Consider the following 14,030-nt stretch of genomic DNA (forward strand, 5'->3'; position numbering starts at 1 on the left):
CGGCTCCGGCATCCGTCGCTCCGATGTCATCCCCCTCACACATTGTCCCTTCCTGCCCTACTAACGGAACGAACCACAAGTTCCCGGCGTCTGAATGGGCGGAGGGGGGCAGTGTCGGCCTCGTCTCGCCCCATGACGCATCATGGGATCATCACACCGGAGCCTTCTTGGGCTCCCCCTGCCCGAGGAGACACACACCGCATGACCAGGCGTCACGGTTATGTGCTGCTGGCCGCGCTCGTCGCGGTCGCCGTAGTGATCTCTGCCGCTATCTACGTCGGTTTCTCCGGCGTCCTCAAGAGCGGCGACGACAACGTCCAGGCGAGCGGCGCCCATCCGCGCAGTTCGGCCGCGCCCGCCTCCACCGGCACCTGGGCCGGAAGCTGGTCGGCCGCCCCCGCGGGCGCCGAACCGGGGACCGAGACGAATGGTTTCTCCGGCCGTTCCATCCGCAATGTCGTGCACACGAGCATCGGCGGCACCGGTGCCCGCGTCACCCTCTCCAATCTCTACGGGCAGCAGCCGCTCAGCATCACGCACGCGTCGATCGCCGTGGCCTCCGCGCCGAACAACCCCACCGCGCTGGCGGGCACCCTGCGCCGGCTGACCTTCTCCGGGAACACCTCGGTGGTCATCGCGGCCGGCTCCCAGGTCGTCAGCGACGCCGTACGGCTGCGGGTTCCGGGCGACTCGGACATGCTCGTCACCACGTACTCGCCGACCCCGTCCGGGCCCGTCACGTACCACCCGCAGGCCCGGCAGATGTCGTACGTCGCGAGCGGCGACGTCGTGGAGGACCCGACCGGCACCCGGTACACCGAGCAGAGCCCGTACTGGCGCTATCTCACCGCGCTCGACGTACTCAGCAACGAGGCCGCGGGCACCGTCGTCGTCCTCGGTGACTCGCTCACCGACGGCATCACCTCCACCATGGGTGCCAACCGGCGCTGGACGGACGTCCTCGCCGACCGGCTGAGCACCGAGTCGGGTGCCCCGCGCTACGGCGTCGTGAACCAGGGAATCAGCGGCAACCGCGTGCTGTCCGACGGGCTCGGGCGGCCCGCCAACAATCCGAGCGGCCTGTCCCGGTTCGGCCGCGACGCGCTCGACCGCTCCGGGGTGCGGGCCGTCGTCATCGACCTCGGGATCAACGACATCCTGCGCAACCCGCAGCAGACCGACCCGAACAAGATCACCGAGGGGCTGCGGGAGCTGGTGCGGCAGGCGCATGCGCGCGGGCTGCGTGTCGTGGGGGCGACCCTGATGCCGTTCCAGGGGCATCGTGGGTACGAGCCCCGGCTGGAGGTCGTGCGGCAGGGGGTCAACGAGCAGATCCGCGCCGGGAAGGTGTTCGACAGCTACGTCGACTTCGATCGGGCGTTGCGGGATCCGTACAACCCGCGCAAGCTGCTGCCGCAGTTCGACTCGGGTGATCATCTGCACCCCAGTGATGCCGGGTACCGGAAGATGGCCGAGTCCTTCGATCTGACCTCGCTCAAGGGGTCCACCGGCGCCGAGCTCTGACCGAGCCGCACCTGGCCCCGGGCCGGCACCCAGCCTTCCTCGGGCTTCCACCTCATCCCGGGGTGGCGCCCAGCGCCGCCGCCTCGGGCCGGGCCCCCTCACCCTTGGGCTGGCGCCCGCGCCGCCCCGCCTTGGGCAGTCTGCCGCCTGGGGCGGCAGGGTGGGCAAGGCGGCACCCCGGCGCGGGGTGAGCGCTTCAGAGGGGGGTCGGTGCAGCGCCGTTGGCGGGTGCGGCCCCGGTGGGGCTTCTCGCGCAGTTCCCCGCGCCCCTGGCGGGGCTGTAGCTGAGCCGCATTCAGAGCACGGGGTCGGCGCAGCGCCATTCGCGGGTGCAGCCCCGGTGGCTGGTCGCGCAGTTCCCCGCGCCCCTGGCGGGGCGGTAGCTGGCGAGGCCGGCAGCAGACCGTGATTTCGGCGCGACCCGGCGGGGTGGGCAGCAACCCGCGATCACAGCGCTACCGGCGGGGCGGTGGCAGGCCTCGAGGGGAAGTGCGGGTCAGTGGGAGTTGCGGTTACTCCCAGTGGTGGCGGCGCCGGCGGCGTTCTCGGCGTTCTTCCAGGCGGTCCAGGTGCTCCTCGATGCGTTCGCGATGCCGCTCGAGGTGGTCGTCGTGGAGGCGGGCATGACCGTCGAGGAGGGCGCGACGGTCCTCCCGGCGCTCCAGCCGCTCACGCCGCCGCTCCTCCTTCAACCGCTGCCGCTCGGCCTTGGGCAGCTTCCGCTCGACCCCGACACCGCCCCAGAACGCGAACCCGGTGATCACCACGCGCGGCGCCCCGGGGTCCCCGGGCACCCCGGACTCGCTGTGGTCGAAGCCGCCCATGATGCCGATGCCGCGCACGACGACCTCGACCCCGGGCGGCACGATCACATTGACGCCGCCCATGATCGCGACGCAGTTGAGGACGGTCTCGCGGGACTCGAAGTTCGCCTCGCGCAGGTCGAGTTCGCCGCCGCCCATGACGGCCACGCAGTCCATCCGCGCCGGCACCGTCCAGCGCCCCTTGCGCTCGAACCCGGAGAGGACGCCGACGCCCCACGCGGACCCGCCCGCCGCACCCCCGATCCGCGCCGCCCAGTCGACGGCCCCCTCGGGCAGCGGCTCCTTCACCAGGTTCACCGGGGCGGGCGCCGGCATGGGAGTGCCCGTGCCGGGCAGATCGCGGGTGACGGGCAGCAACTCCCGGTACGTACGCGCCTTGTACGTCTCCTCCAGGCGCTCGCCGAACTCCTCCATGTCGAGGCGGCCCTCGGCCAGCGCGTCGCGCAGCCGCTCGGCGACCTGCTCGCGGTCGGCGTCGGAGGCCCGCAGATCGAGGGCGTCGTCCTGGGGTCCGGACTCTTCGGGGCGGTCCGGGAGCGCTGCGTCCGTCATGTTTTCAGCGTACGGGGATCAGTACGTCAGGGAAGCGCCCCCGGCATACATCCGTGCGATGACGCTCTCGATGTCCGGCTCCCGCACCGACAGGTCGGCCAGCGGATAGCGCCCGGCGATCGCGGCGACCAACGGCGCCGCGGAGTGCGCGGCGGGGAACGTCAGCCACTGCCGCACCCCCTCCACCTTCACCACCCGCGCCGACTCCACCTCGATCGGCGGGAGTTCGCGCTCCAGGTCGACGACGAGGGTGCGCTCGCCGCCGCCCAGCTCGTGCAGCCCGTCCAGATCACCGTCGTACATCAGACGCCCGTGGTCGATGACCATGACACGGCGGCAGAGCTGCTCGATGTCGGTGAGGTCGTGGGTGGTGAGGAGGACGGTCGTGCCGCGCTCCGCGTTCAAGTCCCGCAGGAACGACCGCACTTTGACCTTCGAGACGATGTCCAGGCCGATCGTCGGCTCGTCCAGGTACAGCACCTCGGGGTCGTGCAGGAGCGCCGCCACGATGTCGCCGCGCATCCGCTGCCCGAGCGAGAGCTGCCGCACGGGCACCTCCAACAACTCCGCCATGTCGAGGAGTTCGACGCAGCGGTCCAGGTTCTCCGCGTACCGGGCGTCGGGGATGCGGTACATCCGGCGCATCAGCCGGTACGAGTCGATGAGCGGCAGGTCCCACCAGAGCGTGGTGCGCTGCCCGAAGACGACGCCGATGCGGTGCGCGAGTCTGGAGCGCTCGCGCGAGGGGTCGATGCCCGCGACGCGCAGCCGGCCCGCGCTCGGCGTCAGGATGCCGGTCAGCATCTTGATGGTGGTCGACTTGCCCGCGCCGTTCGGCCCGATGTAGCCGACCATCTCGCCGCGCGGCACGCTGAACGTCAGCGAGTCCACGGCCCGCACCTCGCGCCGCTCCCGGCGCAGGAAACCCGCCTTGCGGCGCACGTCGAAGACCTTCTCGACACCGTCCAGTTCGATCAGCGGATCCCCGGCCACCGCATCCTCGACTTCCTTGCTCGACAACAGACTTCAGCTCCCTGTACTCCGATAGCCCCGCAACGCCGCCCGCCATGCGCAGCCCGCCGCCGCCAGACACACCGCGGCCACCAGCGGCGGCGCGAAAGCGACCCACCGCGGCAGGTCCAGCGGATAGGGGCGGCCGAGGATGTAGAGCGCCGGGATCCAGTTCACGAAGGCCAGCGGCAGGACGAACGTGACGCCCCGCAGCAGGTTGTCGCCGAACACGGTCGGCGGGTACTGGAGCAGCGCGTTGCCGCCGAACGTCGCCGCGTTCTGCACCTCGGCCGCGTCCTGCGCCACGATCTGGAAGGACGCGCCCGCGATGAACACGGCGACGAAGATGGCGGCCCCGCTGACCACCAGCAGCGGCACGAGCAGCGCCTTCACCGGCGTCCAGGCCACGTCGAGCGCCACCGCCGACCACACCAGCACCACCAGCCCCTGGCTGATCCGTCCGAGCCGGCGCAGCGCGAACTTGTCCGCGGCCAGCTGCACCAGCACCGGCGCGGGCCGCACCAGGAACACGTCCAGCGTCCCGTCCCGCACCCGCTGCCCGGTCCGCCCCAGCGACCCGGCGACCAGATCGGCGAGGCCGAAGGAGGCGCCCGCGGTGCCGTAGAGGAACGCGATCTCGGGGAGCGTGTAGCCGCCGAGCCGGTCCACCTGGGAGAACATCAGCAGGATGCCGCAGAACTCCAGGCCCGTCATCGCGAAGTTGCCGAAGGTGGTCAGCACGAACGACGCCCGGTACGTCATCGTGGAGCGGATCCAGGCCCCGCTGACCATCCGGAACACCCGCCAGGCCGGCAGCACCCGGCCCCGGCCCCACTCGGCCGCCCGCGCCTCGGCCGCCCGCGCCTCGGCCGCCCCGGGCCCACCCGCCGCGTACTCATCCACGCCGTACTCACCCACGCCGCACTCACCCGCTCCCGGCTCAGCCACCCTGCACCACCACCCGCCGGGTCGCCGACCGCTGGAGCAGCCGGCCCGCGCCGAGCAGCCCGGCCGCCCAGCTCGCCTGGAAGAGATAGCTGCCCAGCGGGCCCCGCCCGGGATGCGTGCCCATCAGCACGTCCGCCGGGACCTGGAGCAGCGCCGACCAGGGCAGGGCCCGGGCCACGTCGCCGATGGTCCCCGGGAAGACGTTCAGCGGCAGCAGCATCCCGGAGAAGAAGGTGCCCACGATGCCGTACATCTGCACCGCGCCGTTGCCGTCCATGAACCAGAACGCGGACATCGCCACGAGATAGCGCATCGCGAAGCTGACCACGCAGCCGAGCACCACCGCGACCAGGAACGCCAGCCAGCGCAAGGCGTCGTGCGGCAGCGCGAGCGGGAAGAGGAGCGCCCCGACCACCATCGGCACCACCCCGCGCCCGAGCAGCTGGAACAGCGCCCGCCCCAGGTCCAGCGAGAGCCACCAGCACTGCAGATCGACCGGCCGGTACAGGTCCACGGCGATGTCTCCGCTGCGGATCCGCGCCATCAGTTCGGCCTCGACGCCGGACGGCATACCGAGCATCATCACGGCGAAGAGGGCCTGGCCGATCCAGACGAAGGTGAGCGCCTGTGCCTGGTCATAGCCGCCGAGGTGCGGGCGCTCGTCCCACAGCGCCAGATAGGTGTAGGCGATGATCACGCCGAAGACGGTGTTGGTGACGATGCCGGCCACGGTGGAGGCGCGATACGTGGCGTATCTCCGCAGTCCACTGGCGACGACAGCCGCGTACAACCGAAGAGCTCCCACTGGCGGCAGCCTAGGGCGGCCTGGCCTCGCCTGCCATGCAATTTTCCAGTGATGTAGGAGGCTTATGTGTCATACGAGGCGTACGTGACGTACGACGCGAATCAGGAGTTCCACAGGACATGAGCAGCGACGGCGAGCCGCCCCCGCAGGACCCCGCCAAGAGCAAGGGGAAGGGCAGGACCAAGCGCCCCAAGCGCAAGGGCTGGCGGCGACTGATCCCCACCTGGCGCATGGTGCTCGGCACGCTCATCGGCTTCATCGCGCTGTGCTGCGGCCTGTTCGCCCTCGGCTACGCCCTCGTGGACATCCCGCCCGCGAACTCCGCGGCGACCGCGCAGAGCAACGTGTACCTGTACGCGAACGGCGCGCAGATCGCCCGCGACGGCGACGTCAACCGCGAGAACGTCCAGCTCGCCCAGATCCCCAAGCCGGTCCAGCACGCCGTCCTCGCCGCCGAGGACCGGGACTTCTACTCCGAGTCCGCGGTCGATCCCAAGGCGATGCTCCGCGCGGCCTGGAACACCCTGCGGGGCAAGGGCAAGCAGTCCGGCTCGACCATCACGCAGCAGTACGTGAAGAACTACTACCTCGGCCAGGAGCAGACGGTCTCCCGCAAGGTGAAGGAGTTCTTCATCTCCATCAAGCTGGACCGCGAGGCGTCCAAGGACGAGATCCTCACCGGCTACCTCAACACCAGCTACTTCGGCCGCAACGCCTACGGCATCCAGGCCGCCGCCCAGGCCTACTACGGCGTCGACGTCGACGACCTGACGACCGCTCAAGGCGCGTACCTGGCCGCCCTGCTGAACGCCCCGAGCGCCTACGACGTGGTCGCGCACCCGGAGAACAAGTCCAGCGCCGAGGCCCGCTGGAACTACGTGCTCGACGGCATGGTCAAACAGAAGTGGCTCAGCGCCTCCGACCGGCGGAACATGACGTTCCCGATGCCGAAGGAGGCCAAGGGGGCCGCCGGGATGTCCGGCCAGCGCGGCTACATCGTGCAGGCCGTCAAGGACTACATCACCAGCAACAAGATCCTCGACGAGGACACCCTCGCCGGCGGCGGCTACCGCATCACCACCACCCTGCAGAAGAAGAAGCAGGACGCCTTCGCCGAAGCCGTCGACGACCAGCTGATGTCCCGGCTCGACACCTCGGCACGCGACGTCGACAAGAACGTCCGGGCCGGCGGCGCCGCCATCGACCCCGCCACCGGCAAGGTCGTCGCCATGTACGGCGGCATCGACTACACCCAGCAGTACGTCAACAACGCCACCCGCCGCGACTACCAGGTCGGCTCCACCTTCAAGCCGTTCGTCCTCACCTCCGCCGTGCAGAACGCCTCGACGACGCAGGACGGCCGCGTCATCACGCCCAACACCTACTACGACGGCACCGACAAGCGCCCCGTACAGGGCTGGGACGGCGGCTACTACGCCCCCGAGAACGAGGACGGCGTCTCCTACGGCGACATCACCGTACGCACCGCCACCGACAAGTCCGTCAACTCCGTCTACGCCCAGATGGCCGTCGACGTCGGCCCCGCCAAGGTCAAGCGGACCGCCGTCGACCTCGGCCTGCCGGAGACCACCCCGGACCTCACCGCGTCCCCGTCCATCGCACTCGGCCCGGCGACCGCCAGCGTCCTCGACATGACCGAGGCGTACGCGACCCTCGCCAACCACGGCCGGCACGGCACGTACACGATCCTCGCCTCCGTCACCAAGGACGGCGAGCAGGTCGAGCTGCCCGAACAGGACACCGAGCGGGCCGTGAGCCGCGAGGCCGCCGACACCACCACCTCGGTCCTCCGGTCCGTCGTCGACACCGGCACCGGCACCGCCGCCCAGGCCGCCGGCCGCCCCGCCGCCGGCAAGACCGGCACCGCCGAGGAGGACACGGCCGCCTGGTTCGCGGGCTACACCCCGGACCTCGCCACCGTCGTCTCCGTCATGGGCCAGGACCCGCAGACCGGCGCCCACACCTCCCTCTACGGGGCCGCGGGCCTGCCCCGGGTCAACGGCGGCGGGTTCCCGGCACAGATCTGGGCCCAGTTCACCAGGACGGCGCTCGCCGGCACCCCGGCCACCGACTTCGACCTGAACCTGGAGGACGGCGCCGAGCAACCGCCCGTCCCGACCGTCTCCACGCCCGTGACCCCGTCCGCCCCCACGTCCGAGGAGTCCGTCCGCGGCGACGAGCCGTCCGGGGAACCCACCGGGGAACCGGCCTCCCCCACCGTCGAGTCACCGCAGTCCCCCGAGGCCCCGCAGACCGAGGAACCCGACGAGGACCAGCCGCAGGACGAGGGCGACAACGTCTTCAATGACCTGACGTCGCCTTCAGGCCCACGATCGACACGAGCAGCAGTCCGATGAAGAAGATCCGCGCGGCCGTCGCCGGCTCCCCCAGCACCAGCATGCCGACGATGGCCGCGCCCGCGGCGCCGATGCCGACCCAGACGCCGTACGCGGTACCGATGGGCAGCGACTTCGCCGCGTAGGACAGCAGCATCATGCTCGCGACGATGCCCGCGCCCGTGAACACGCTCGGCCAGAGCCGGGTGAAACCGTCCGTGTACTTCATGCCGATCGACCAGGCGACCTCGAGAAGTCCGGCGACAACGATCAGGATCCAGGCCATGACTGGCACCTCCGTCAGTGGTTCTCAACAGGGGTGCGTCGTCTTTGCGGATCCCGGTACGGCGCGTCTCGTCGGGTCCCCACCAAGGTAGCAAAGGGCACGCAAAAGGGGCTGGTGACGATGGTCACCAGCCCCTTCTCCCGTCCTACAGGTACAGCCCCGTCGAGTCCTCCGAGCCCTCGAACCGGTCGGCCGCCACCGCGTGCAGGTCCCGCTCGCGCATCAGCACGTACGCGACACCGCGCACCTCGACCTCCGCCCGGTCCTCCGGATCGAACAGCACCCGGTCACCCGGCTCCACCGCCCGCACGTTCTGCCCGACCGCGACGACCTCGGCCCACGCCAGCCGCTTCCCGACCGCCGCCGTGGCGGGGATCAGGATGCCGCCGCCACTGCGCCGCTCGCCCTCGGCCGAGTCCTGCCGCACGAGCACACGGTCGTGCAGCATCCGGATGGGCAACTTGTCGTCATGGGTCTTCTCGCTCACGCGACGAAAATACCTGCCCGGCACGGCCCGCGGTGCGGTCGGGTCAGCTCTTGCGACGCCGCGTGTTCAGCGCGAGCAGCCCGACCACGCCGACGACGACCAGCGCGGCGGGCACCAGCCGCTCCAGGCGCGGCGCGCCCTCCTCCGTGACCAGCTGCCCCTTGACGTCCGAGACCAGCCGGTTGGCACTGACATAGGCCCGGCCGACCGTGTGATCCACCTGAGCGGCGAACTTGGCCTTCGCGTCGCCGACGATCGTCTTGGGGTGCACCCGCACCCCGAGCTCGTCGAGCGTCTCGGCCAGGGTCTCGCGGCGCCGCTTGATGTCCGCTTCGATCTGCGCCGGCGTCCGCGTATCCGGCGTATCCGTGTCCGACACCGCGCTGCCTCCGTGGTCGCTGCGTAACTAGCTGTGTGTGTGGTGATGGACAGTCTGTCAGCTCGCCGCCACGGTTACCCCTCGGCACCCCCATTACGCTCAACGGGAGTCCCCCACCGCGTACCGCGAAGAGAGTGAGCGACATGAGCGAGCGACTGCAGCCCGGCGACACGGCCCCCGCCTTCACCCTGCCCGACGCCGACGGCAACGAGGTCTCCCTCGCCGACCACAAGGGCCGCAAGACGATCGTCTACTTCTACCCGGCCGCACTCACCCCGGGCTGCACCAAGCAGGCCTGCGACTTCACCGACAACCTCGACGTGCTCGCGAGCGCCGGGTACGACGTCATCGGCGTCTCCCCCGACAAGCCGGAGAAGCTCGCCAAGTTCCGCGAGAAGGAGAACCTCAAGGTCACCCTCGTCGGCGACCCCGACAAGAAGGTCCTCGAGGCCTACGGCGCCTTCGGCGAGAAGAAGCTCTACGGCAAGGTCGTCACCGGAGTCATCCGTTCCACGATCGTCGTGGACGAGGAGGGCAAGGTCGAGCGCGCCCTGTACAACGTCAAGGCGACCGGCCACGTGGCGAAGATCATCAAGGATCTCGGCATCTGAGCCAACCTCGCCGGGTACCCATGTTGTGACGAAAGTCCCCCCGGGCGGGGACTTTCGTTTGCAAGCGCCACGAGTGAGCAAGTGATCCCCTGGATACGTTCCATGTCCAGAGAAGGGATCCACCCCATGACCACCGAGACCGAGGAAGGGCAGGCGCCCGACCCGGAGGCGGTCAAGCGTCACCGGGCGCTCTTCCGTGCCGTCAAACGGCGCAAGAATCCGCCCCTGCGCCGCACCGACATCACCGTCACCGACGAGGCGGCGGTCAAGCGGGCGGTCAAGGCGGCCTCGCTCGGCAACGCCATGGAGTGGTTCGACTTCGGCATCTACTCCTACCTCGCCGTCACCATCGGCCATGTCTTCTTCCCGTCCGGGAACGACACGGTCCAGCTGATCTCCTCCTTCGCCACCTTCGCCGTCTCCTTCCTGGTACGGCCGATCGGCGGCATGGTCTTCGGCCCGATGGGGGACAAGATCGGCCGCAAGAAGGTCCTGGCGATGACCATGATCCTGATGGCGATCGGCACCTTCGCCATCGGTCTCATCCCGTCCTACGCCACGATCGGCTTCTGGGCCCCGGTCCTGCTGATCCTCTTCCGCCTGATCCAGGGCTTCTCCACGGGCGGCGAGTACGGCGGCGCCTCGACCTTCATCGCCGAGTACGCGCCCGACAAGAAGCGCGGCTTCTTCGGCAGCTTCCTGGAGTTCGGCACGCTCGCCGGATACGTCGGCGCGGCCGGGCTGGTCACGATCCTCACCTCCGTGCTCGGCAGCGACGGCATGGAGTCCTGGGGCTGGCGCGTCCCGTTCCTCGTCGCGGGCCCGATCGGCCTGGTCGGCCTCTACCTGCGGCTGAAGCTGGACGAGACCCCGGCGTTCCAGAAGATGGAGGACGCCTCGTCCCACAAGGCGTCCGACGCGGCCTCCACCGTCGAGACCACCGCCAAGGGCGACCTCGCGAAGATCTTCCGCGACTACTGGCCCACCCTGGTCCTGTGCATCTGCCTGGTCGGCGCGTACAACATCACCGACTACATGCTGCTGTCCTACATGCCGACGTACCTGTCGGACGAGATGGGCTACTCGGAGGCGCACGGCCTGCTGATCCTCATCGCGACGATGATCGTCCTGATGTGCATCATCAGCCAGGTCGGCAAGCTCTCCGACCGCTTCGGCCGCAAGCCCCTCCTCATGACCGGCATGCTCGGCTTCTTCGTCCTGTCGATCCCCTCGTTCCTCCTGGTCCAGAACGGCGCCCTGTGGGCCGTCTCGCTCGGCATGCTGCTGCTCGGCCTGTCCCTGGTCTGCCTGCTCGGCACGATGTCGGCGGCCCTTCCGGCCCTCTTCCCGACGAACGTCCGCTACGGCTCCCTCTCGGTCGGCTACAACCTCTCCGCATCGATCTTCGGCGGCACGACCCCGCTGGTCATCACGGCCCTGATCGGCCTGACCGGCTCGGACATGATGCCCGCCTACTACTCGATGGCCGCGGCCCTCATCGGCGTCATCGCGGTGGCCTGCATGAAGGAAACGGCCCAGAAGCCCCTGGCCGGCTCCCCGCCGTCGGTGGAGACCGAGGAGGAGGCCGTAGAAATCGTGGAGGCCCAGACCCCGGACCCGAAGTTCTGACCCGTTCGGCAAGGAAAACGCACCGTCCCGGAACCTACGCCGCTCGCACCCGAACCGCTCCGCGCCGAACAGGACTTGGCGTCGGGACAGAAGCCACGCTCCCCTGGCGAGCGGCACCGCCGTAGACTGACGGGACGGCATACGCCAACCAGGCGCAATGTCCGTTTTATCGCGGTCGTGGCGAAATAGGCTATACGCGCGGGTTTTAGGTGCCCGTGGGAGAGATCCCGTGAGGGTTCGAGTCCCTCCGACCGCACAAAGAAGGGCGCTCCTCAGGAGCGCCCTTCGCCGTTGACCGCCTGTCTCAGCCCACCAGCTCCCGTACCACCGGCACCAGCGCCCGGAACGCCTTGCCCCGGTGGGAGATCGCGTTCTTCTCGTCCGCCGAGAGCTCCGCGCAGGTGCGCGTGTCGTTCTCGACCTGGAGGATCGGGTCGTAGCCGAAGCCGCCCGAGCCCGCCGGGGCGTGCCGCAGGACTCCCCGGAGCTGGCCCTCGACCACGCGCTCCGTGCCGTCGGGGAGGGCGAGGGCCGCGGCGCAGGCGAAGTGGGCGCCACGGTGGGTGTCGGAGTCGATGTCGCCGAGCTGGGCGAGGAGGAGGTCGAGGTTGGCCTTGTCGTCGCCGTGGCGGCCGGCCCAGCGCGCGGAGAAGATGCCGGGGGCGCCGCCGAGGACGTCGACGCAGAGGCCCGAGTCGTCGGCGACGGCGGGCAGGCCGGTGGCCCGGGCGAGGGCGTGGGCCTTGAGGAGGGCGTTCTCGGCGAAGGTGACGCCGGTCTCCCGGACATCGGGGACGTCCGGGTACGCGTCGGCGCCGACCAGCTCGTGGGGCAGGCCGGCGTCGGCGAGGATGGCGCGGAGTTCGACGATCTTGCCGTTGTTGCGGGTGGCGAGGATGAGGCGGGTCATGCCGCCCAGCCTACGAGGAGCATCACGGGGTGCAGACCTTGGTCAACTCGCCTGCGGCGTCGGTGACCGGGGTGACGTCGGGGGTCTCGTCGCCGTTTCTGATCGACGTACGGACGTTGTCGACGGCCTTGTTGAGGTCGTCGACGGCCTTGGAGACGTCGGCGTTGTCGGTCTTGTCGCCGATGGAGTCGAGGTTGCGGTCGATGGAGGCGAGGGCCTCGTCGGTCTGGCCCGGGTCGTTCGAGGCGTTCTCCACGGCCTGCTGGAGGTCGGTGACGCTGTCGGCGATGGAGTCGGCGGTCTGGACGCAGTCGAGCGCCTTGTCGACGGCCGAGCAGCCGACGGCGGCCGGGACGGCGATCAGTACCGCTGCGGCGGCGAAGAGTGCGGTACGACGGTGACGGCGCGCGGCCATGGAACGGTCCTCCCCTGAGGTACGAAAGGGTGGACGGCGGGCCATGTCGCGTGCCGTCCACCCGTTCGTAGTGACGCAGTCGGTGGCCGTTCGGTTGCCGCCGCGCTTGGGGGTTTCTTTACCTGGCGAGGGCTTCGTCGAGGGCCTTGCGCTGGGCGGCGGCGAGCTCGTCGCAGCCGGAGACGGCGAGGTCGAGCAGGGAGTTGAGCTCGTCGCGGGCGAAGGGCTCGGCCTCGGCGGTGCCCTGGACCTCGACGAAGCGGCCGTCGCCGGTGCAGACGACGTTCATGTCGGTGTCGGCGCGGACGTCCTCCTCGTAGCAGAGGTCGAGGAGGGGGACGCCGCCGACGATGCCGACGGAGACGGCGGAGACGGTGCCGGTGAGCGGCTCGCGGCCGGCCTTGACGAGCTTCTTGGACTTGCCCCAGGCGACGGCGTCGGCGAGGGCGACGTAGGCGCCGGTGATGGCGGCGGTGCGGGTGCCGCCGTCGGCCTGGAGGACGTCGCAGTCGAGGACGATGGTGTTCTCGCCGAGGGCCTTGTAGTCGATGACGGCGCGCAGGCTGCGGCCGATGAGGCGGCTGATCTCGTGGGTGCGGCCGCCGATCTTGCCGCGGACGGATTCGCGGTCGCCCCGGGTGTTGGTGGCGCGCGGCAGCATCGAGTACTCGCCGGTGACCCAGCCCTCCCCGCTGCCCTTGCGCCAGCGCGGGACGCCTTCGGTGAAGGAGGCGGTGCAGAAGACCTTGGTGTCGCCGAAGGAGACGAGGACGGAGCCTTCTGCGTGCTTGCTCCAGCCGCGTTCGATGGTGATCGGGCGGAGCTGGTCGGGGGTGCGGCCGTCGATGCGAGACATGGGGTCGAGCGTATCGGGTACGGCGAAGGCCCCACCCCCGTCAGGAGGGGTGGGGCCTTCAGCCGGTGCTGGGGTCGCTCACATCATGTCTTCGATGTCGGCGGCGATCGGGTCGGCGTCGGTGCCGATGACGACCTGGATCGCGGTGCCCATCTTGACGACGCCGTGGGCGCCGGCGGCCTTGAGCGCGGCCTCGTCGACCTTGGACGGGTCGATGACCTCGGTGCGCAGGCGGGTGATGCAGCCCTCGACCTCTTCGATGTTGTCGAGCCCGCCGAGCCCGGCGACGATCTTCTCAGCCTTGGTGGCCATTTCGTTCTCCCTGTTTGTCCCGGGCCCGCCTTTGGGCCGCTTTGTCACGGTAACCCACGGTTGGCCCATCTTCACGAGCGTTTGTCCTTCTCGTGACGAATGATGACGAGCACGTGGACCGACC

The 14,030-nt window shown here is 70.0% G+C and carries 15 protein-coding genes, 1 tRNA gene and 1 riboswitch; of the genes, 5 read left to right on the plus strand and 11 right to left on the minus strand.

The genetic code is table 11. The features are described from left to right. Nucleotides 1-201: 201 nt before the first annotated feature. Nucleotides 202-1,524: an SGNH/GDSL hydrolase family protein gene (locus ABZ930_RS23225; RefSeq protein WP_361550683.1), complete on the plus strand. Its 1,323-nt coding sequence runs from the start codon at nt 202-204 to the stop codon at nt 1,522-1,524. A 512-nt stretch (nt 1,525-2,036) separates the two neighbouring features. Here the strand turns inward: ABZ930_RS23225 and ABZ930_RS23230 are convergent. The 4 genes from ABZ930_RS23230 to ABZ930_RS23245 form a co-directional block, all read right to left on the minus strand. After that, on the minus strand, nt 2,037-2,900 hold the full coding sequence (locus ABZ930_RS23230) for a DUF1707 domain-containing protein (RefSeq protein WP_361550685.1): 864 nt from the start codon (nt 2,898-2,900) through the stop codon (nt 2,037-2,039). Nucleotides 2,901-2,918: 18 nt separating this feature from the next. Next, nucleotides 2,919-3,920 carry an ATP-binding cassette domain-containing protein gene (locus ABZ930_RS23235; protein WP_361550688.1) on the minus strand — a complete coding sequence of 334 codons (1,002 nt, stop codon included), beginning with the start codon at nt 3,918-3,920 and terminating at the stop codon, nt 2,919-2,921. A gap of 6 nt (nt 3,921-3,926) precedes the next feature. Next, the gene (locus ABZ930_RS23240) at nt 3,927-4,703 is read right to left on the minus strand and encodes an ABC transporter permease (protein WP_361550791.1); all 777 of its coding nucleotides are present in this window, start codon (nt 4,701-4,703) and stop codon (nt 3,927-3,929) included. A gap of 148 nt (nt 4,704-4,851) precedes the next feature. Further along, on the minus strand, nt 4,852-5,664 hold the full coding sequence (locus tag ABZ930_RS23245; protein ID WP_361550691.1) for an ABC-2 family transporter protein: 813 nt from the start codon (nt 5,662-5,664) through the stop codon (nt 4,852-4,854). A gap of 119 nt (nt 5,665-5,783) precedes the next feature. Here ABZ930_RS23245 and ABZ930_RS23250 point away from each other — a divergent pair, with 119 nt between their 5' ends. Beyond that, entirely contained in the window at nt 5,784-8,042 is a 2,259-nt protein-coding gene (locus ABZ930_RS23250) for a transglycosylase domain-containing protein (protein WP_361550694.1), read from the plus strand. Here ABZ930_RS23250 and sugE read toward each other — a convergent pair. The 3 genes from sugE to ABZ930_RS23265 all read right to left on the minus strand — a co-directional run bounded on the left by sugE (nt 7,987) and on the right by ABZ930_RS23265 (nt 9,173). Next, nucleotides 7,987-8,307 (minus strand): quaternary ammonium compound efflux SMR transporter SugE, encoded by a 321-nt coding sequence (gene sugE / locus ABZ930_RS23255; protein ID WP_361550697.1) that lies wholly within the window; start codon nt 8,305-8,307, stop codon nt 7,987-7,989. The genes ABZ930_RS23250 and sugE overlap by 56 nt on opposite strands. 32 nt (nt 8,308-8,339) lie before the next feature. Next, a riboswitch (guanidine-III (ykkC-III) riboswitch) is annotated at nt 8,340-8,410 on the minus strand. A gap of 42 nt (nt 8,411-8,452) precedes the next feature. Then, the gene (locus ABZ930_RS23260) at nt 8,453-8,794 is read right to left on the minus strand and encodes a co-chaperone GroES (protein ID WP_361550700.1); all 342 of its coding nucleotides are present in this window, start codon (nt 8,792-8,794) and stop codon (nt 8,453-8,455) included. A 43-nt stretch (nt 8,795-8,837) separates the two neighbouring features. After that, complete coding sequence (locus ABZ930_RS23265) at nt 8,838-9,173, minus strand: DUF3618 domain-containing protein (protein ID WP_361550703.1); 336 nt, start codon at nt 9,171-9,173, stop codon at nt 8,838-8,840. 143 nt (nt 9,174-9,316) lie between these two features. On the opposite strand from ABZ930_RS23265, the gene bcp reads away from it, so the two are divergent. From bcp to ABZ930_RS23280, 3 genes are all read left to right on the plus strand, one after another. Continuing rightward, nucleotides 9,317-9,784 (plus strand): thioredoxin-dependent thiol peroxidase, encoded by a 468-nt coding sequence (gene bcp / locus ABZ930_RS23270; RefSeq protein ID WP_361550706.1) that lies wholly within the window; start codon nt 9,317-9,319, stop codon nt 9,782-9,784. Nucleotides 9,785-9,910: 126 nt separating this feature from the next. Continuing rightward, nucleotides 9,911-11,413 carry a glycine betaine/L-proline transporter ProP gene (gene proP, locus ABZ930_RS23275; RefSeq protein WP_361550709.1) on the plus strand — a complete coding sequence of 501 codons (1,503 nt, stop codon included), beginning with the start codon at nt 9,911-9,913 and terminating at the stop codon, nt 11,411-11,413. 171 nt (nt 11,414-11,584) lie between these two features. After that, nucleotides 11,585-11,669: transfer RNA gene (locus ABZ930_RS23280), tRNA-Leu, on the plus strand. 48 nt (nt 11,670-11,717) lie between these two features. On the opposite strand, the gene rdgB is transcribed toward ABZ930_RS23280, so the two are convergent. From rdgB to ABZ930_RS23300, 4 genes are all read right to left on the minus strand, one after another. Beyond that, nucleotides 11,718-12,323, minus strand: a complete 606-nt coding sequence (rdgB, locus tag ABZ930_RS23285; protein WP_361550711.1) for an RdgB/HAM1 family non-canonical purine NTP pyrophosphatase — start codon at nt 12,321-12,323, stop codon at nt 11,718-11,720. Between the two features lie 22 nt (nt 12,324-12,345). Next, the gene (locus ABZ930_RS23290) at nt 12,346-12,738 is read right to left on the minus strand and encodes a hypothetical protein (RefSeq protein ID WP_361550714.1); all 393 of its coding nucleotides are present in this window, start codon (nt 12,736-12,738) and stop codon (nt 12,346-12,348) included. Nucleotides 12,739-12,856: 118 nt separating this feature from the next. Next, on the minus strand, nt 12,857-13,594 hold the full coding sequence (gene rph, locus ABZ930_RS23295; protein WP_361550717.1) for a ribonuclease PH: 738 nt from the start codon (nt 13,592-13,594) through the stop codon (nt 12,857-12,859). 78 nt (nt 13,595-13,672) lie between these two features. Then, nucleotides 13,673-13,906, minus strand: a complete 234-nt coding sequence (locus ABZ930_RS23300; protein WP_100593980.1) for a PTS glucose/sucrose transporter subunit IIB — start codon at nt 13,904-13,906, stop codon at nt 13,673-13,675. Nucleotides 13,907-14,030 lie beyond the last annotated feature (124 nt).

It is taken from the genome of Streptomyces sp. NPDC046716, from assembly GCF_040645755.1.
Taxonomy (GTDB): domain Bacteria; phylum Actinomycetota; class Actinomycetes; order Streptomycetales; family Streptomycetaceae; genus Streptomyces.

Coding starts and splice junctions, on each gene's coding strand:
- ABZ930_RS23290 (WP_361550714.1), bottom strand. CDS start 12,738: ATGGCCGCGCGCCGTCACCGTCGTACCGCACTCTTCGCCGCCGCAGCG.
- bcp (WP_361550706.1), top strand. CDS start 9,317: ATGAGCGAGCGACTGCAGCCCGGCGACACGGCCCCCGCCTTCACCCTG.
- proP (WP_361550709.1), top strand. CDS start 9,911: ATGACCACCGAGACCGAGGAAGGGCAGGCGCCCGACCCGGAGGCGGTC.
- rdgB (WP_361550711.1), bottom strand. CDS start 12,323: ATGACCCGCCTCATCCTCGCCACCCGCAACAACGGCAAGATCGTCGAA.
- rph (WP_361550717.1), bottom strand. CDS start 13,594: ATGTCTCGCATCGACGGCCGCACCCCCGACCAGCTCCGCCCGATCACC.
- ABZ930_RS23300 (WP_100593980.1), bottom strand. CDS start 13,906: ATGGCCACCAAGGCTGAGAAGATCGTCGCCGGGCTCGGCGGGCTCGAC.
- ABZ930_RS23250 (WP_361550694.1), top strand. CDS start 5,784: ATGAGCAGCGACGGCGAGCCGCCCCCGCAGGACCCCGCCAAGAGCAAG.
- ABZ930_RS23230 (WP_361550685.1), bottom strand. CDS start 2,900: ATGACGGACGCAGCGCTCCCGGACCGCCCCGAAGAGTCCGGACCCCAG.
- sugE (WP_361550697.1), bottom strand. CDS start 8,307: ATGGCCTGGATCCTGATCGTTGTCGCCGGACTTCTCGAGGTCGCCTGG.
- ABZ930_RS23225 (WP_361550683.1), top strand. CDS start 202: ATGACCAGGCGTCACGGTTATGTGCTGCTGGCCGCGCTCGTCGCGGTC.
- ABZ930_RS23240 (WP_361550791.1), bottom strand. CDS start 4,703: ATGGTCAGCGGGGCCTGGATCCGCTCCACGATGACGTACCGGGCGTCG.